Below are 18,761 nucleotides of genomic sequence, written 5' to 3'. Positions count from 1 at the left end.
GTGAGCGGACGCGCCCGAGCTCCTACGTGCTGGGGGCCGGTGGGCGAGGGTGGGTCGGTCGCCTGCGCAGGTGATGGGGGACGACGGCGACGACGATTCGTCCCGGCTTCCTCCGTCGGCCCGACGCGCCGTAGGGTCACTCGATGAACCGGACCGGCCGGATGTACGCGATCGTGGAGGAGCTGCGCGCCGTCGCGCCACGTCCGAGGAGTGCGACCTGGCTCGCGGACCGGTTCGACGTGAGTCGACGCACGATCGAACGAGACATCGGTGCACTCCAGCAGTCGGAGGTACCCATCTGGGCTGAGCCGGGCCGGAGCGGCGGCTACTGCCTGGACCGAGCCCGGACGCTGCCGCCGGTGAACTTCAGCCCGGACGAGGCGGTCGCAGTCGCCGTCGCGCTCCATCGAACCGAGGGCACTCCGTTTCACAGCGCTGCCGGCACCGCCCTCCGGAAGCTTCTTGCCGCGATGCAGGACGGCGATGCATCCGCAGCGCACGACCTCGCGTTGCGAGTTCATCTCATCGGCCGTGAGGCTGGCCCGCCTCCTGTTCCGGCGGTGCTGACCGACGCCGTGTCCGCACGGCGAGTCCTGCGGCTGCGGTACACCGACAGGGAGGGCCGCGCCACGATCCGGGACGTCGAACCCGTCGGCTATGTCGGATCGACGACCGCCTGGTACCTGCTCGGCTGGTGCCGCCTGCGCGGTGGGCTCCGCGCCTTTCGCCTCGACAGGGTCGACCGGGTCACCGCGACCGCCGAGACCGCGCCGCGTCGCGCGGTGCGCCCCGAGGAGATCCAGGTCCCCGAGGGAGACCTCCGCACGCTCACGCTTCTTTGAGATGGGTGGAAACACCGACAGAGGGTTGTCGTGGAAGGTCGCCACGATGGTGGTCTTCGCGGATGTCCGCGAGGACCACCGCATCCGAAGGACTATTCCCCATGAACCTCGTCTCCGTTCGCCTCATCACCGACGACGTGCCTCGACTCGTCGGCTTCTACGAGCGCATCACGGGAATGGCGGCCGAACGTCCGACTCCGGAGTTCGCGGAGCTGCGCACCCCCCATGGCACCCTCGCCATCGGCAGCACCGCCACCGTCGGGCTGTTCGGGTCGGGCTCTGCCCGTCCCGCCGACAATCACACCGCGATCATCGAGCTCCTTGTTGACGACGTCGACGCCGTGTTCAACTCCGTCGCAGACGACCCGATCGAGATCGTGCAGGCGCCCACGACCATGCCGTGGGGGAACCGCTCATTGCTCGTTCGGGACCCAGACGGAACCCTCGTGAACCTCTTCACGCCGGTCACCGTGCCCGCGATCGCCAAATTCGCCGACACGCCTCGTTGACTAGACCGGCGCTACCTGGTTCACGTCGATCAATGATGGGCTTGAACTGTCACGGCTAGCCGGCTACCCCGCTCGCACGAACATCCGCCACGGCGACACAGCCCCTGCGGATCAAGCTTCCCACCCCGGTCACAGGCGGATCCCCGGCCCGGAAGCGGCTCCGAAAGGCGCCTCGTCGTTGCTACGAGCGACCCCTGCCGCGACCCCTGCCATATCCCAGTAGTCGCCGACCAGGCCGTCGAGGATGCATCCGCTCGCCCAGGGCATCAGGCAAAACCAGGTACTCGCCAGCGAGCCGTCGGGGTAGGTCTGCTTCAGCAAGCCCTCGCTGTGGCAGAAGCGCTCCGACATCCAGCCCTTGAGGCCGTGATCGAACTCGCGGTCATAGCGGTTATAGGTTTGATTGCCCCACGCCACCGCGTCTTCGAGGCGCCGCGTGACGTAGCCGTCGTCCTTGTGGGCGAGGTAGTACGACATCTCACCGATCAGCGTGCTGCCCATCGGATGCACATGGGGGTTGGCAGTCGACGTGACAGTGCCCCCGCAACTCGACCAGCCGATCGTTGACAGGGGTGGGACCTGAACCGGCGTGTTGTATCCGAACCGGAAGGAGAACTCGTAGTCCAATGCGTCCCGCAGATGGTCCAGAAGCACCGGATCTTTGGTCAACGCGTGCAGGTAGCGCACAGCCTTGATGTACGCGACGACGCCTTCCGAGTCGACCGCCTTGTCGGTATCCAAGGGGCCGCCGTAACACTCCATCTGCTCGATGTAGGCGTGGTGATAGTGGGCCTCGCTCTCCAGGAGCGCCTCGAGGCCACGACGATCATTGGTCAGCCAGCGGTGGTAGGCGCCGGCGGCTAGGCACCAGGCACCGCCCAACGAGTCGTACTCCAGCGCTGCACCGGTCGATTCCGAGAGCATGTACGGGTACTCGCCGTCACTATTGGTGGCAGCCTCGACCACGCGGAGCGCCTGACCGACGAAGGCCTCCCAGGCTTCATGCGCCGTTCCGGCGAGCTCACGCTCGTACTGGAGGGCTTTCAGGACGAGATAGAGCGCCTGGCCAACAATGTATCCGGAGTGGCCGCGGGCGTTCACGCCGTCGAACCACCATCCGTCGACGCGCCAACGACCGTCCGCGTAGGAGTCGTACGGGAGCCCGGAGGCCGGGTTACGGGAGTTCTCGACGATGTTGTCGATGCATGCCAAAGCTCGCGCACGCATGCCCTCCTCGCCGAGCCGAAGCGAGGCGAGCAGCATCGGCGTGGCCACGACGAGGCCATTGGTCCAGCTGATCGAGAGCAGCTCGTTGGCCCGATGCCCGCCCGTCTCCTCTTCGAAGACGAACCCCGCATAGGCGCTCAGCTCGGGGAGCCAGGCATGCTCGTGGACGGCCGAGGCGAGGTCACGCACCGTCACCTCGGGAGAGCTGCCTGCCCGAGGCGCCTGGTGGTAGCGCCAGTAGACCTGCTCTAGGGCTCGGTTGACGCCGAGCGCACCAGGGGAGTCATAGCTGTAGACCTGGACGGTGAAACGAAGCTCCTCGCCCGGTGCCAGTTCGATGACGTTCTCGCCCAACGGCGCACGCTCGTGGACGATCGCGGAGTTCACAAACATGAGCGGGGCATTCTCGTACCCGAGCGTGTACCCGACAGAGCCCCGCTCGAGCGAACAGGTGAAGCCCGCGAACTGGTGGAATGCCTCCGCCGGGTCGCTCGGGGTCATCTGCCTGGTCAGACCGTCGACCTGAACCAGGTAGGGGGCCGCACTGAGCCCGACCACTCGATCGCGGTCGCGCATGAGGGCGGCCGGGTGCGACAGCCGATCGCTGCGAACCATCCACCATGACGAGGACGGGCGCTCGACCCTCTCGCGCCGAAGGCGTGGGAACTCGATCTTCCCTCCCTGGGGAGCCTCGCCACGATTGCGCCCGTACATGAATGCCGGCAGGAAGAACCGCGGTTCGTCGCACCTGAACGTGAGTTCGGCGTGGAGGACGCCACGCCACGGTCCGCTCCGCCGATTGGCTACGTGAACCGTCACGCTGTAGGGATCGGCCGGAGCACCCGAACCGCCGACGACGGCGGTCTCGCACTCCAAACCGTGGTCGAGCACGCTCACATATGCGGTCGACGCCGTCGCGTCCGCGCAACGGGCCCGAAGCGCGAGTTCAACCCCGTCGTCGATCTCGATCGTGTCGAGCATGTCAGCGAATGCCCTTCCGTTCGGTTCAATGCCTGGTCACGAGCAGGCTGCGAAAGCGTCCTGGACGTCAAGGACCGTGGCGTCACGGGTGCGACCGTGGTCGTCCGGCCTGGTCGAACTTGTCAGGACGGCGACGCGACCCGCGCGGTGCTCTGGCGCACGATGAGGGTCGTCGCCAGATCGATCCGGGTGCTCTGCGGGTGCTCGCCGCGAGCCAAGCTGAGCACGAGGCGCGTCGCCTGCAGGGACATCTCGAGCAGCGGTTGCCGAACCGTCGTGAGGGCGGGCCCGATCCACTCGGCGACGGACAAGTCGTCGTACCCGACCACCGACAGGTCGTCTGGGATGCGCACGCCGAGTTCGCGGGCCGCCTTGTACAGCCCGAGCGCCTGCAGGTCGTTCCCGGCGAAGATCGCCGTGGGCGGGTCGTCGAGCCCCAGCAGGCTCAGGCCATGCTCGTACCCGCGCTCCACATGGAAGTCGCCGTATCGGATCAGCTCGGGGTCGACCTGGAGCCCCGCATGCTCAAGCGCCGCCCGGAAGCCGTCGAGGCGAGCGCGGCTGCACCAGACCCATTCGGGGCCGCCGATCGCACCGATCCGCTTGTGCCCCAGCTCCAAGAGGTGCCGCGTCGCGGCGAGTCCGCCGCTCCAGTTCGCCGAGCCGATCGCAGGGTAGTCGCCGGTCGGCTCTCCGGTGGGATCGACGACGACGCACGGGATGTTGCGGGCCTCAAGCTGGCGCCGCTGAGACGGGTCCAGGTCGGAGAACACCATGATGACGCCCTTCGGCCTGCGCGCCAGCACGCCGTCGAGCCACTCCTGCCGAGGGCTCGTGCCTCCCTCGCACTCGGCGAGGACGACCGCGAGCCCCTCCTCTCGGGCCACCCGTTCGACCCCGCGGATGATCTCGAGCGCCCAGAGGTTTCCGAGCTCGTGGAAGACCAGGTCGATCATGCCCGAGCCCTTGGTCACCGCCGCCCGGCGCCGCCGGTACCCATGCTCCTCGATCAGCGCCTCGACCTTGGCCCGGGTGGCCGGGGACACGTCGGCCCTGCCGTTGAGCACCTTGGAGACGGTCGGCACCGAGACGCCCGCGGCGAGAGCGATCTTCGAGATGGTCATCGGTGGGGATTCCACGGTGCTCATCGCAGTCCGTCGCTCTCGATCGTGCACGCAGGCGCGTCGATCGGCAGCACGGCGCGCAACCACTCGAGCTGGCGCCGTACGTGGTGCGCCTCGCCGCCCTCATGATGGTTGTACGGATAGACCTCGATCGAGTGCGCCGGCCCGGAGTCGGCCACGTCGGCGCGGGTCACGGCGTCGCCGTACTGGTTGTAGGCCGCGAACACGGTCGACGGCGGGCAGATCGAGTCGCGCAGCCCGACCCCGAAGTGCGCGGGGGCGGTCGCCCGGCGAGCGAAGCTCACACCGTCGACGTACGAGAGGGTTCGGAACGTCGCGTCGACGGCGTCGCGGAAGACCGAGAGGTACTGCATGACCTCACCCCAGGGGTCCTGCTCCGTGAGCTCGAGCGCGCGCCGCGGGTGGCACAGGAACGGGGCGCTCGCGAGGACCGCCGTGAGGTTGTCGGCTAGGCCAGCGACCGCGAGCGCCAGTCCGCCTCCCTGGCTGTTGCCGACGACGGCGACGCGAGCCGGGTCCACGCCCGGAAGCTGCCGGACGGCGTCGACTGCGCGCACGGCGTCTGTGATCAGGCGCCGGTAGTAGTGGGTCGATGTGCTCGCGATACCGCGCGTGAGGAACCCCTGCCCCGCAGGTCCGGAACCCACCGGGTCGTCCGTGTCGCCTCCGCTGCCGTACTGGCCGCCCTGGCCTCGGCTGTCCATGAGCAGGTGGGCGTACCCGGCGTTCACCCAGGTGGTGCGCTCATGCGGGAGCCCGCGTCCGCGTCCGTAGCCGAGGTACTCGACCACCGCCGGGAGCGGCTGTGCGTCGTCAGATCCGGCGTCGTTGCCAGTGACGGTCCCGTGGCGTGCGGGGCGGGAGTACCACGCCCTGATCGGATGGCCGTCGTAGCCAGCGAAGGTGACGTCCCAGGAGTCCACGAGCGTGAGGTGGTTCTCGACCGGCTTGACGGCTAGGAGGCAAGGGTGCTGCCGGGCCTGAGTCAGCGTGCGTGCCCACGACGGGTCGAAGTCGTCGGGCTCAGCCACCTGCGGCCGGTAGCGCCGGAGCTCGTCGATCGGCATGTCGAACTCGGCCATGAACGTTCCTCTGCTTTGGCGAAACTTTCGGCCCGAGAGTACCACCACGAACTAACTTCTCCTGCGAAGCGGCGGAGCGATTTTCCTAATCAGGACACCTCGGGGCGAATCGTTTGGCCCAATTGACTTCGTTCGAGGTGGCAGCTACTTTCGGCTGGATCGAACATTTTCGCCAAAGTTGCCGATAGTTTCGAGATTCTCCACGACGGTGTGTAGAGGGTGTTCCGGTATTTTCGGCCGGGCCAGCGGGCACGCAACACCGTGGACCGACACCATGACGAGGCCCAATGAATGCCCTGACGCAGGCAGCGGTGTCCCGCGGCGAGATCTGGCGTGATCCGCTCGCGTCCCCCGCTCAGCGGGCCGATGACCTCGTGCCCCGGTTGACCCTTGAGGAGAAGCTCGCCCAGCTCGTCGGCGTGTGGGTCGGCGCCAACCCCGTTGGTGGAGGGGTCGCCCCGATGCAATCGACCATGAGCCGAGGCCCGCTCGACTGGGATGCACTGATCCAGCAGGGTCTCGGTCAGCTCACCCGGCCGTTCGGCACCGCCCCGATCGAGCCGATCGCGGGCGCAGCTGCGCTGGCGGACCTCCAGTCGACGATCGTCGCAGCGAACCGGTTCGGGATCCCGGCACTCGTCCACGAGGAGTGCCTCGCAGGCTTCGCCGCTTGGGGCGCGACGGCGTACCCCGTGCCGTTGTCCTGGGGGGCGACGTTCGACCCCGACCTGGTCGCGGAGATGTCTGGGCTCATCGGGGCGTCGATGCGGTCGGTGGGGGTCCACCAGGGTCTCGCCCCCGTGCTCGACGTCACCCGGGACTATCGGTGGGGCAGGACCGAGGAGACGATCTCCGAGGACCCGTACCTGGTCTCCACCGTCGGCGCGGCGTACGTCCGCGGCCTTGAGGACGCCGGCATCATCGCCACGCTCAAGCACTTCGCTGGCTACTCTGCCTCGCGCTCCGGGCGCAATCTCGCACCCGTCGCCATCGGCCCCCGTGAGTTCGCCGACGTCATCCTGCCGCCGTTCGAGGCTGCGCTGCGACTCGGCGGTGCACGCTCGGTCATGAACTCGTACGCGGAGATCGATGGCGTCCCCGTCGCCGGCGATCCCCGCCTGCTCACCGAGCTGCTGCGCGACACTTGGGGTTTCGAGGGCACGGTCGTCGCGGACTATTTCGCCGTGCGATTCCTCGAGACGCTGCATGGGGTAGCGGGTGACGCCGCCGTTGCCGCCGGGCTCGCACTGCGCGCCGGCATCGACGTCGAGCTGCCGACCGTGGACGCCTACGGCGAGCCGCTGCTGCAGGCCGTGCGCGCTGGCGCCGTGGACGAGGCGCTGGTCGACCGGGCGCTCCGCCGGGTCCTCGCACAGAAGGCCGAGCTCGGGCTGCTGGACGAGAGCTGGCGACCCGGGCCGGCCACTGTGGCGCGCATCGACCTCGACTCCCCCGCGAGCCGCGATGTCGCGCTACGGCTCGCCCGGGAAGCGGTCGTGCTGCTGACCAACCCGCACGGCATTCTGCCGCTCGCACCCGCTGCCCGGGTCGCCGTCGTCGGCCCGCTCGCGGACGAGCCGATGGCGATGCTCGGCTGCTACTCCTTTCCCGCGCACGTCGGCGTCCAGCACCCCGAGCTGCCGATCGGCCTCGACATCGCCTCGGTGGTCGGCGCGCTGCGCGTCCTGCACCCCGAGGTGACGTGCGCGCGCGGCTGCGACGTCAGCGATCCCGACCGCAGCGGGCTCGGCGCCGCCGTCGCCGCCGCCCAGGACGCGGACGTGTGCATCGTCGCGGTCGGGGACCGCGCCGGACTCTTCGGCCGCGGCACCTCGGGGGAGGGGTGCGACGCTGCGGACCTCTCTCTGCCGGGCGTTCAGGCGAACCTGGTCCGCGCGGTGCTCGCGACCGGCACCCCGGTCGTACTGCTTCTGCTCACCGGGCGCCCCTACGCGCTCGGCGAGTTCACCGGGCAGGCCGCGGCCATCGTGCAGGCCTTCTTCCCCGGCCAGCTCGGGGGACGCGCCATCGCGGAGATCCTCACCGGGGCGATCAGCCCGTCCGGCCGGCTACCCGTCAGCGTCCCGCGCGATCCCGGCAGCCAACCGTCGACCTACCTCGCACCCGCGCTGGGCCACAAGTCCGGCGTCTCGAACATCGACCCGACCCCCGCCTTCCCGTTCGGGCACGGCCTCGGCTACGACCCCGTCCGGTGGGGCCCGGCACGGGTCGTCCCGCGTGCGGGCTGCGCCACGGCCGACGCCGAGACGCCCGAGTGGGCCGTCGATGCCAGCGTCGAGGTGGAGCTCACCGTCTCGAACGCGAGCCCTCGCAGGGCCACCGACATCGTCCAGCTGTACCTGCACGACCCCGTCGCCCAGGTGACGCGCCCGGTGGTGCGGCTCATTGGCTACGCGCGCGTCGCGCTCGAGGCCGGGCAGAGCGCGTGCGTCACGTTCACCGTCCACTCGGACCACACGTCGTTCACCGGGCTCGACGGCCAGCGCATCGTCGAGCCGGGCGACGTTGAGCTCCGGGTCGCGCGATCCAGCGCCGACGTGCACGCGGTACTTCCGCTGCGCCTCGTCGGCGCGCAGAGGCAGGTCGGCTACGACCGGCAGCTCGTCAGCGCGGCGAAGGTCACCGCGGTGTCACCAGTGCACGAGGAAGAGGAGGTGAGTGTCCCGTGAGCGTCCAAGATCCCGAGGTCGTGGTGCGGCCGGGCACGTCGAGCGGCCCACCGGACCGTGCCGCCGTGCCGATCGTCCCGGCTTCTCCACCACGGCGCCGTCGGCCCGGAGCGAACGGCAAGCTGCCGTGGCACATTGCGCTGCACCGTGACTGGCAGCTCTACTCGCTCGTCGTCGTACCGCTCGTCTTCTTCCTGGTGTTCCGCTACCTGCCGATGCTCGGCAACGTGATCGCGTTCCGCCGGTTCCAGCCCGGAGGAAGCATCTTCGGAGAGCAGTGGGTCGGGCTGCACTACGTGCGGATGTTCCTCGGCGACCCGACCTTCTGGGGGGTGTTCGGCAACACCCTCGCGATCGGGGCGTTGACGATCCTGTTCTGCTTCCCCATGCCCATCATCTTCGCGCTCCTGCTCAACGAGGTGCGCAGCCGGTACTTCAAGCGCTTCGTGCAAACCATGTCCTACCTGCCGCACTTCCTGTCGATAGTGATCGTTGCCGGGATGCTGATGCAGATCCTCTCGATCGACGGCACGGTCAACCAGTTGGTGAAGCTGTTCGGTGGGGAACCGATCCCGTTCCTGCAGCAGGCCGAGTGGTTCCGCACGATCTACCTGTCGTCCGAGGTGTGGCAGACGCTCGGCTGGGGCACGATCCTCTACCTCGCCGCGCTCACGACGGTCGACAGCACCCTGTACGAGGCGTCCAGGATCGACGGGGCCAACCGGTGGCAGCAGACGTGGCACGTCACCCTGCCGGGGATCCGGCCGACGATGGTCACGCTGCTGATCCTCAACATCGGCACGTTCATGGCCGTCGGGTTCGAGAAGATCCTGCTCATCTACAACCCCTTGACCTACCCGACGGCCGACGTCATCTCGACGTACCTGTACCGCGTCGGCCTGGTGTCGAACAACTTCAGCTACGCCACCGCGATCGGCCTCTTCGAGTCGCTCATTGGGCTCACCCTAATTCTTTCGGCCAACGCGATCTCGCGTCGAGTGGTGGGAGCAAGTCTGTGGTAGCCCTCGATCCGGCCACGTTCGCCGACAAGATCACCGCGCCCCGCACCCGGACCGGCCTGCGTGACTCCCGCAGCTCGCGCGTCTTCCAGGTGTTCAACACGATCGTGCTGCTGCTGATCGTCGCCGCGACGCTGTACCCGTTCGTCAACATCGTCGCGCAGTCGTTCAGCTCAGAGACCTACATCCGCACCGGGCAGGTCAACCTCGTCCCGCGCGGGTTCAACCTCACCACCTATCAGCTCGTGATGAGCGACTCGGTGTTCTGGACCTCCTACAGGAACACCGTGGTGTACACGGTGGTCGCGACGGTCATCGCGATCGTGCTGACGACCTGCTACGCCTACGTGATCTCCAAGCGGGGACTGCGGGGGCGCGGCCTGCTGATAGGCATCGCCGTCTTCACGATGTTCTTCAACGGTGGCCTCATCCCCAACTACGTGCTCATCAGTGGGCTCGGACTGAAGAACACGCTCTGGGCGATCGTCCTGCCCAACGCGATCTCCGTGTTCAACCTCCTCGTGATGAAGTCGTTCTTCGAGAACATGCCGGTCGAGCTCGAGGAGGCCGCGCAGATCGACGGGCTCAGCACCTACGGCGTGCTGCTGCGGATCGTGCTGCCGCTGTCCAAGGCGGTGCTCGCCACGATGGTCCTGTTCTACGCGGTGAGCTTCTGGAACTCGTGGTTCGCGGCCTTCCTGTACATGGACAAGGCGGAGCTGTTCCCGGTCACCATCTATCTCCGCAACCTCATCTCCGGGGCGTCGAGCGCGATGTCGACAGGAGCCGGCACCAGTGACCTCGCGCAGACGGCCGCAAACATCAAGTCCGTGACGATGGTGCTCACGGTGCTGCCGATCCTCTGCATCTATCCCTTCATCCAGAAGTACTTCGTGTCGGGCGTCATGCTCGGCTCGGTCAAGCAGTGACGCGCCATGGCGGCGCTGACGACGCTCGGCAGCTCGCTGTCGGTGGCGTTCACTCGAAAGGAAACGCAATGTCTGTTCGACGGAGAACGACACCGGCGGTCGCGATCGCGGCACTGCTGGCCCTGGGCCTGACGGCCTGCGGCGGAGCTGCCGAAGAGGAGGGCGACGCCACAGCGAACACTGTCGGCGCCATGACGGACTTCAAGGTCGGGGACACGTTCACGGCGACAGAGCCGCTGGACCTCTCCATGCTCTACAGCGACAGCCCGAGTTACGCGTACAACGCGGACTGGATGGTGTGGGACGAGATCACCGGGCGTACGAACGTCACGCTCGACGCGACGATCGTGCCGGCGGCGGACTACGACCAGAAGCGCAGCCTGCTGATCGGGGCCGGTGACGCGCCGTCGATCATCCCCAAGACCTACCCGGGCCAGGAGACACCGTTCGTCGCGTCCGGCGCGGTCCTCGCGGTGAGCGACTACGTGGATCTCATGCCCAACTTCCAGGCGAAGGTCAAGGAGTGGGGCCTCGAGGCGAACCTCGACACCCTGCGCCAGGCGGACGGAAAGTTCTACGTTCTTCCCGGCCTGCACGAAGCCGCGTGGCAGGACTACACGGTGGCGATACGCACGGACGTCATGGCCGAGCTCGGGCTCGAGAATCCCGAGACGTGGGCCGACTTCCACGACGTGCTCGTCGAGATCAAGGCTGCGTACCCCGACTCCTACCCGTTCTCCGACCGCTTCTTTGGCGACAACATCCTTGGCCTCGTCGCCCAGGACTTCGGGACGAGCGCCGGAAAATGGGCCTACAAGAACGCGAACTGGAACCCGGACTCGGAGGAGTTCGAGTTCACCGGCTCGTCGGCCGCGTACAAGGAGACCATCGAGTACTTCAAATCGCTCGTCGATGAGGGCCTGATGGACCCCGAGAGCTTCACCCAGGACGAGGACACCGCCATCCAGAAGTTCACGACGGGCAAGTCCTTCGCGATCAGCACCAACGCTCAGATCGTCGTGAACGACTACCGCGCCGCGCTGACCTCCGCGGTCCCCGGCGCGACCGTCGCGAAGATCCCGCTGCCCGGCGACGCGATCGTCGGAACCTCGCGTCTCGAGAACGGGATCATGCTGAACGCGAACGTCGTCGAGAACGAGAACTTCGTGGCCATGATGCAGTTCATCGACTGGCTGTGGTACTCGGACGAAGGCCAGGAGATGGCCAAGTGGGGCGTCGAGGGGACGACCTACACCAAGGACGCCGACGGGGCGTTCACCCTCGCCGCCGACATCGACTACGTCGGGCTCAACCCCACCGCGACGAAGCATCTGCAGAAGGACTTCGGGTTCGCCGGTGGCGTGTTCGCCTACGGCGGTACCACCGCGCTCCTGCAGTCCACGTTCTCGGACGAAGAGATCGCGTTCCAGGACGAGATGCTCACGAAGGAGCTGTCGCCCATCCCGCCGTCGTACCCGTTCGACGAGCTGGAGCGCGAACAGGTGACGCTGTGGGAGACCCCGCTCACGGACTACGCCAAGCAGATGGCGCTGCAGTTCATCCTCGGTCAGCGTGACCTGGACGAGTGGGACGACTACGTCAGCGAGCTCGAGGGGAAGGGCTCGACCGACTACATCGATCTGGTCAACTCTGCCCACGAACGGTTCGAGGAGACGTCCGGCTGAGACCGTCCGCGGGTGCGGTGGGCGAGCCACCTTGCCCGCCGCACCCGCGCGGCACCGACACGTTCCCCTCGACCCACCACGTACCCCTCGCTCAAAGGAGCACCGATGTCTACCGTGGTCCCGTCTGTACCGATCGGCGAGCTCACCGACGCCTGGCGTCAGTGCGTCGGCACCGGCCGCGTCGAGCTCGCACTCCGCAGCGACTACCGCGACTCCTTGGCGATCGTCCAGGAGCAGATCGGCTTCCGGTACCTGCGTGGGCACGGGCTATTCGACGACAAGATGGGTGTCCACCGCCCCGTCCAGGTCGACGGCACGCGGCAGGTGCACCACAACTTCACGTACGTCGACCAGGTGATCGACTCGTGGCTCAGCCTGGGGATCAAACCGTTCCTCGAGCTGGGCTTCATGCCCGCGGGGCTGGCCTCGGGGACCCAGACCGTGTTCTGGTGGCTCGGAAACGTCACGCCGCCGTCGTCGTACCCCGAGTGGGCTGCACTCGTGGCCGCGACCCTGCGCCACCTGATCGACCGGTACGGCGCCGACGAGGTCCGGACGTGGCCCATCGAGGTGTGGAACGAGCCGAACCTCACCGACTTCTGGGAGAACGCCGACCAGGCCGAGTACCTGCACCTGTACGAGGTCACGGCCCGTACGGTCAAGGACGTCGATGCCGGGCTCCAGGTCGGCGGACCGGCGATCTCCCCGGGTGCGGACCACTGGTGGGCGCCATTCGCCGAGTTCGTCGCGTCCCGCGACGTGCCGATCGACTTCGTCTCCCGGCACGCCTACTCCTCCGGTCCGACGCAGCACATCCCGTTCGGGGTCTACCAGACGCTCACGGCCCCGCAAGGCCTGCTCGATCAGTTCGCGGCGCCGCGCGCGCACCTCGCCGGCACCGGTCTTGAGCACCTGCCGGTACACATCACCGAGTTCAACACCTCGTACAACCCGACCAACCCGATCCACGACACGGCGTACAACGCCGCGTACCTCGCCCCGGTGCTCGCAGGCGGTGGCGATCTCGTCGACTCGTTCTCGTACTGGACCTTCGCGGACGTCTTCGAGGAGGTCGGTGTGCCGACCTCCTTCTTCCACGGCGGGTTCGGCCTGCTGACCCACCGGGGCATCCCGAAGCCGACGTTCCACCTGTACGCGTTCATGGCCCGGGCAGGGCGACACATCCTCGCCCGCGGTGCCGATCACCTCGTGACCCGCCACGACGACGGCCGGATCGTCGTGCTCGCGTGGCAGCCCCTCGGCGGCTCCGACGACGGGCCGTACGGCTCCGCCCCGGCTCACCACGAGCTGAGCCTCGACCTGCCGACCGGACAGGCAACGGGCGACGCAGTCGCCATCGTCCGCCGTAGCGTCGACGAGGACGACGGCAACGCCTGGACGGCCTGGCGCGACCTCGGGCGCCCGCACCAGCCCTCGCTGCACCAGCTCGACCTGCTGCGCGCCGCGGCGGTCCCTGCGCTGCACCACCAGCGCATGACCGTCGGCGACGGCGGGCGCGTTCGCCTCGACGTCCGCCTGAATCGCCACGAGGTCACCCTCATCGAACTGCTGCCCGCGGCTGCTGGCGAGCACCCCAGCCTCGACGACTCGCGGCTGCTGGGCCAGGGGCAGTGGGCGGAGAGCGGCGTATGACGATGCCGAGCAGGACCTCGATGGACGGGCCGCAGCAGTTCGGCGACGGCGCGCTCGCTCGTTGGGCGTCCGTCGTCTACCAGGTGCTCCTCATCGAGCTGCACCTGCTGCTCGCGGCGGCGCCCGGCATCGCCCTGCTCGTGGCGTTGGTCGCGGATCCCTCGAACCTCCCGCTGGCGGCGCTCGCATTGATCCCCTTCGGCCCAGCGCTGTCGGCGGCGCTGTACGCCTGGCGCGCCTACCGCGCTGAACGCAACCTCGAGCCGACCCGTGCGTTCTGGCGGGGCTACCGCGCGAATGCGAAGGACGTCCTCCGCTGGTGGATCCCCGCGCTCGTGGCCGCGGGGGTCGTCGCCGTCAACCTCACCGGTCTCGACGCCGTCGCGGTCCCCGCGGCGGTTCGCGGCGCCATCCTCGCCGTCGAGGTGACGCTGCTCGTCGTGCTCGCGCTCTGGACGACCAACATGCTCGTGGCGACGTCGTTCTTCGCGCTGCGCACCCGAGACGCGGCGCGGCTGAGCATCTTTTACCTGGGCCGGCTGCCGCGCGTCACTGTCGGCGCGTTCGCCGTGCTCGTCGTCGCGATCGGGACCGTCCTGTTCACATCCGACTGGGTGCTCGCGGGCCTCGGCTCCCTGTTCGCCTTTGCCCTGCTCTACAACGCCCGTCCCCTGATCGCGGATCTCGAGGAGAACTTCACCGCATGACAGCGACACTGCCGCCCACGACGTCCACTCCTTACGGAGGGGACTACAACCCGGAGCAGTGGCCCCGGCCGGTGTGGGACGAGGACGCCGCCGCCTTCGGGGCCGCGTCGATCGACACCGTCACCCTCGGCGTCTTCGCGTGGTCGTACGTGCAGACGGGCGAGGACGCGTACGACTTCTCTCGCCTCGACGAGATCATCGAGGCCGTGAGCGCGCAGGGACGCCAGATCGTCCTCGCAACCGCGACGGGAGCGCTGCCGCCGTGGCTCGCGCACCAGCACCCCGAGGTGACCCGCACCGATTTCGAGGGCCGCCGGCACGTTTACGGCCAGCGTCAAAACGCGTGCCCCAGCTCGCCGGTCTTCCAGCGGCTGTCGGCGTCCCTCGCCGGCCGGATCGCGGAGCGGTACGCAGCCAACCCTGCGATCATCGCCTGGCACATCGGGAACGAGTACGGCGGATCCTGCTACTGCGAGAACTGCGCGGTGGCATTCCGGGTATGGCTGCAGGCCCGCTACGGCACGCTGACGGCCCTGAACGACGCGTGGAACACGATCTTCTGGTCGCACCTCTTCAGCGACTGGGACCACATCGTCCCCCCGAACGCCCTGAGCGAGCACTGGCGGGGACCGGACCACACCGCCTTCCAGGGCATCACGCTCGACTACAACCGCTTCATGTCGGACGCGATGCTGCGCAACTACACCGACGAGCTCGCCGCGATCCGTCGGGTGGACCCGAGCCGCCCCGCGACGACCAACTTCATGGGCATGTACCGCCCGGTCGACTACCACCGCTGGGCGGAGCACCTCGACTTCGCGTCCTGGGACAACTACCCGCCGGGTCCGCGCGAGCACGTCCGCATGGCCTTCGCGCACGACCTGATGCGCGGACTCAAGGGCGGCGCGCCGTTCTGGGTGATGGAGCAGACACCGACGATCACCGCGAGCCGCGATGTGAATCCGGTCAAGCGGCCCGGCGTGATGGGCTTGTGGTCCTGGCAGTCGGTCGCGCATGGAGCCGACGCCGTGCTCTTTTTCCAGCTGCGCCAGTCCCGGGGTGCCTGCGAGAAGTACCACGGCGCAGTGCTCGACCACGCGGGCCGCACAAACACCCGCGCCTTCCGCGAGGTCGCGGCGCTCGGCGCGCAGCTCCGGCGGCTCGGCGACGCCGTGCTCGGGGCGCGCACGCCGGCGCGGGTCGCGGTGCTGTTCGACTGGGACAGCTGGTGGGCGGTGGAGATGACCGACGGCCTGAACCGACATGTGCGGTACCCGCAGGTCGTCCTCTCCTACTACCGCGCGCTGTGGCAGGCGGGGATCGACGTCGACGTCGTCCCGGTGACGGCAGAACTGACCGGGTACGACGCGGTGTTCGCGCCGTTGCTGCACATGGTCAAGGGCGATCTTGCCGCCCGGCTCACCGCCGTCGCGACCCGTGGCGGCACCGTGGTCTCGACTTTCCTCACGGGCCGCGTCAACGAGTCCGACAACGCGTTCCTCGCCGACGCCCCGGGCCCCCTCGCCGGGCTCTTCGGGCTGCGCGTCGAGGAGACGGACTCCCAGGAGCCGGGTGTCACCAACCCCGTGACGCTGCGCGCCCCGGACGCACCCGACGATGCGGACTCCGTCGTCGCCGGCGGATCCCAGATCATGGAGATCGTCGTCCCCGAGGGCGCGGACGTGATCGGCACCTACGGGGCCGACTTCTACGCGGGCACCCCCGCCGTCACGCGGCACCGGCCCGGCGGCGTCGGCCGCGGCGAGGCCTGGTATGTCGCAACCGTGCTCGACGACGACGGCGTGGCCTGGGTCGTGCGCAACGCCGTCGGCCGGCATGGGCTCGTCGGGCCTTACGCCGACCTGACCGACCTCGAGATGACAGTCCGCACGCGCGCCGGGGAGCGCACCGCCTTCCTGCTCAACCACTCGCTCGACGCGGTCGAGGTCCCCGCGCATGCGTCGGGTACCGACCTGCTCACGGGGCGGCGGATCGAGCGGGGAGACCTGCTGCGGCTCGAGCCGACGGACGTCGTCGTGCTGCGAGAAGACCACATCGATGGAGGATCCCGATGACTGCCCTAGACACCGTCACCACCGAGCACGCCGCCTGGCTCCCTGCCGAGGCCTTGGCCCCGATCGGTGCGTTGCGCGTGCTCGTGCTGGGTAGCGAGCTGCGAGCCGACACCGTGCGCGCCGACGCGCTCGCGGCCACGACGCGGTGGGGCGGCCAGCTGCTCGATGACCTCGCCCTCGGAGCTGACGTCGTCCTGGCGCTGGCGGCAGACCTGGCCGGCGGGACCGAGGCGCACCACCCGGCCGTCGCCGCTGCGCTCGCGACCGGCCGGGACCCGCTCGGCCCTGAGGGCTTCGCCGTGGCGCGCGTGGATGGCGTGACCGCGGTGGTCGCGGGTGGCGGATCCGGCCTCCTGTACGGCTGGTTCCACCTCGTGCGTACCCCCACGGCACTCCGAGGGTCGAACGCGCCAGCCGAGCGCCACGAGCCGGCGCACGCCCTGCGGATGCTCGACCACTGGGACAACGTGAGCGTGCATCCCGTGATGGGCCAGGTGGAGCGCGGCTACGCCGGCGCTTCCCTGTTCTTCTGTGACGGGAAGGTTCGCGGCGACCTCTCCCGAGTCGCCCGGTACGCCCGGCTTCTCGCAGCAGCGGGGGTGAACCGGGTCTCGATCAACAACGTGAACGTCGGCCCCGACGCGGCACGCCTGCTCACCGCGGACCTGGACGATGTGCGCCGCCTCGCCGACGTGTTCCGCCCGTGGGGCATCCGCTTGCATCTGTCCGTGACCTTCGCGGCCCCGATCAGCCTTGGCGGACTGCCCACGGCGGACCCGCTCATGCCGGAGGTTGCGCAGTGGTGGGCCACGGCGACCGCCGCGGTCTACGCGGCCATCAGTGACTTCGGCGGCTATGTGGTCAAGGCCGATTCCGAGGGGCAGCCCGGTCCGTTCGCTTACGGACGCAACCACGCCGACGGCGCCAACCTGCTGGCCCGCGCGCTCGCACCGTTCGGCGGCATCGTGCACTGGCGAGCGTTCGTCTACAACCACCGCCAGGACTGGCGCGACCGGTCGACGGACCGGGCTCGCGCCGCGTTCGACCACTTCGCGCCCCTGAACGGGCAGTTCGACGAGAACGTCGTGCTCCAGGTGAAGTACGGCCCGATCGACTTCCAGCCGCGTGAGCCCGTGTCGCCCGTCATCGCTGCGATGAGCGCTACCAGGCTCGCGGTGGAGTTCCAGGTGACTCAGGAGTACACCGGCCAGCAGCGGCATGTGTGCTACCTGGCGCCGTTGTGGAGCGAGGTGCTCGGATTCCGCCCATGGGGGCAGACCGGGTCAACGGTCTCGGAGGCCGCCGACGGCGGTGTCGTGGCCGTCTCGAACGTCGGCGACGACGCGTTCTGGACTGGGCACCCGCTCGCGCAGGCCAACCTGTATGCGTTCGGGCGGCTGGCGTGGGCCCCATCGTCGTCGCCCACGGCGCTCCTGGACGAATGGATCGGCCTCACTCTTCCGCAGGCGTCCGCGGGGGTGCGCCGCGCGCTGCACAGTCTCATGGACGGGTCATGGCGCACGTACGAGAGCTACACGGCTCCGCTCGGCGTCGGCTTCATGGTGAGCTCGACCCGCCACCACTACGGACCGGGCGTCGACAGCTACGAATACACCCCCTGGGGCACGTACCACTTCGCCGATCGCGACGGCGTCGGCGTTGACCGCACCCGTGCAACGGGAACGGGCTTCGCGGGCCAGTACCCGCAGCCGTGGCGGGACGTCTACGAGTCGCTCGAGACCTGCCCGGACGAGCTCGTGCTGTTCTTCCACCACGTGCCGTACGGCCACGTACTGAACTCGGGGTCGACGGTGATCCAGCACATCTACGACACGCACTTCGCGGGCGTGGAGCGCACGGACGAGATGCTGCGCGAGTGGGCGGAGCTCGAAGGCGGAGTGCCGGGGGACCTGTTCGCCCGGGTCGCCGAGCTGCTCGTCGAGCAGGACCGCAGCGCGCGCGAGTGGCGCGACCAGATCAACACGTACTTCTTCCGGAAGTCGGGGGTGCCGGACGCGCAGGGCCGCAGGATCTTCTGACGCCGTGCTCTCCGGCCCGGCGTTCGGCTGTTCGCCTCGTCGACTCGCACGCACGCGATCTGGCGCTCTCCGCACCAAACGTGGAATTCGGCCATCCAAACCTGAGGTCGCGAACGTCTGCACGTTGAGCGCCCTCAGAGTCGGCTGCATCGGCCCAGGTCAGCGACGTGGAGCAACG

Annotated in this window: 13 protein-coding genes and 1 pseudogene; 11 read left to right on the top strand and 3 right to left on the bottom strand. The window is 68.6% G+C overall.

Annotation, left to right across the window (positions count from 1 at the left end):
* Window positions 1-143 precede the first annotated feature (143 nt).
* From J4E96_RS20235 to J4E96_RS19450, 3 genes and pseudogenes are all read left to right on the top strand, one after another.
* Window positions 144-269 (top strand): annotated as a pseudogene (locus J4E96_RS20235) (HTH domain-containing protein); the annotation flags it as partial.
* Between the two features lie 90 nt (window positions 270-359).
* Window positions 360-842 carry a helix-turn-helix transcriptional regulator gene (locus J4E96_RS19455; RefSeq protein ID WP_227425842.1) on the top strand — a complete coding sequence of 161 codons (483 nt, stop codon included), beginning with the start codon at window positions 360-362 and terminating at the stop codon, window positions 840-842.
* A gap of 101 nt (window positions 843-943) precedes the next feature.
* Window positions 944-1,351 carry a VOC family protein gene (locus tag J4E96_RS19450; RefSeq protein WP_227423671.1) on the top strand — a complete coding sequence of 136 codons (408 nt, stop codon included), beginning with the start codon at window positions 944-946 and terminating at the stop codon, window positions 1,349-1,351.
* Between the two features lie 129 nt (window positions 1,352-1,480).
* Here J4E96_RS19450 and J4E96_RS19445 read toward each other — a convergent pair whose 3' ends face one another.
* From J4E96_RS19445 to J4E96_RS19435, 3 genes are all read right to left on the bottom strand, one after another.
* Window positions 1,481-3,559 carry a hypothetical protein gene (locus tag J4E96_RS19445; RefSeq protein WP_227423670.1) on the bottom strand — a complete coding sequence of 693 codons (2,079 nt, stop codon included), beginning with the start codon at window positions 3,557-3,559 and terminating at the stop codon, window positions 1,481-1,483.
* A gap of 122 nt (window positions 3,560-3,681) precedes the next feature.
* Window positions 3,682-4,683: a LacI family DNA-binding transcriptional regulator gene (locus tag J4E96_RS19440; protein WP_319637713.1), complete on the bottom strand. Its 1,002-nt coding sequence runs from the start codon at window positions 4,681-4,683 to the stop codon at window positions 3,682-3,684.
* 20 nt (window positions 4,684-4,703) lie between these two features.
* Window positions 4,704-5,786: an acetylxylan esterase gene (locus tag J4E96_RS19435; RefSeq protein ID WP_227423668.1), complete on the bottom strand. Its 1,083-nt coding sequence runs from the start codon at window positions 5,784-5,786 to the stop codon at window positions 4,704-4,706.
* 287 nt (window positions 5,787-6,073) lie between these two features.
* On the opposite strand from J4E96_RS19435, the gene J4E96_RS19430 reads away from it, so the two are divergent.
* The 8 genes from J4E96_RS19430 (at window position 6,074) to J4E96_RS19395 (ending at window position 18,583) form a co-directional block, all read left to right on the top strand.
* Window positions 6,074-8,476 carry a beta-xylosidase/alpha-l-arabinosidase gene (locus J4E96_RS19430; RefSeq protein ID WP_227423667.1) on the top strand — a complete coding sequence of 801 codons (2,403 nt, stop codon included), beginning with the start codon at window positions 6,074-6,076 and terminating at the stop codon, window positions 8,474-8,476.
* Between the two features lie 65 nt (window positions 8,477-8,541).
* Window positions 8,542-9,498 carry an ABC transporter permease gene (locus tag J4E96_RS19425; RefSeq protein WP_406620477.1) on the top strand — a complete coding sequence of 319 codons (957 nt, stop codon included), beginning with the start codon at window positions 8,542-8,544 and terminating at the stop codon, window positions 9,496-9,498.
* Window positions 9,499-9,554: 56 nt separating this feature from the next.
* A complete protein-coding gene (locus J4E96_RS19420) occupies window positions 9,555-10,424 on the top strand; it encodes a carbohydrate ABC transporter permease (RefSeq protein WP_406620476.1) in 870 nt (289 codons plus the stop codon).
* A gap of 68 nt (window positions 10,425-10,492) precedes the next feature.
* A complete protein-coding gene (locus J4E96_RS19415) occupies window positions 10,493-12,109 on the top strand; it encodes an ABC transporter substrate-binding protein (RefSeq protein WP_227423666.1) in 1,617 nt (538 codons plus the stop codon).
* A 105-nt stretch (window positions 12,110-12,214) separates the two neighbouring features.
* Window positions 12,215-13,762, top strand: a complete 1,548-nt coding sequence (locus J4E96_RS19410) for a GH39 family glycosyl hydrolase (RefSeq protein ID WP_227423665.1) — start codon at window positions 12,215-12,217, stop codon at window positions 13,760-13,762.
* A complete protein-coding gene (locus tag J4E96_RS19405) occupies window positions 13,759-14,469 on the top strand; it encodes a DUF624 domain-containing protein (protein WP_227423664.1) in 711 nt (236 codons plus the stop codon). The genes J4E96_RS19410 and J4E96_RS19405 overlap by 4 nt, the downstream gene beginning before the upstream one ends.
* Entirely contained in the window at window positions 14,466-16,544 is a 2,079-nt protein-coding gene (locus J4E96_RS19400; RefSeq protein WP_227423663.1) for a beta-galactosidase, read from the top strand. The genes J4E96_RS19405 and J4E96_RS19400 overlap by 4 nt, the downstream gene beginning before the upstream one ends.
* Window positions 16,541-18,583 carry an alpha-glucuronidase gene (locus J4E96_RS19395; RefSeq protein ID WP_227423662.1) on the top strand — a complete coding sequence of 681 codons (2,043 nt, stop codon included), beginning with the start codon at window positions 16,541-16,543 and terminating at the stop codon, window positions 18,581-18,583. The genes J4E96_RS19400 and J4E96_RS19395 overlap by 4 nt, the downstream gene beginning before the upstream one ends.
* Window positions 18,584-18,761 lie beyond the last annotated feature (178 nt).

The sequence above is a fragment of the Pengzhenrongella sicca genome, assembly GCF_017569225.1.
GTDB lineage: Bacteria > Actinomycetota > Actinomycetes > Actinomycetales > Cellulomonadaceae > Pengzhenrongella > Pengzhenrongella sicca.
Note: the sequence above shows the minus strand (reverse complement) of the source record. Positions and strands in the feature narration are given on the sequence as shown.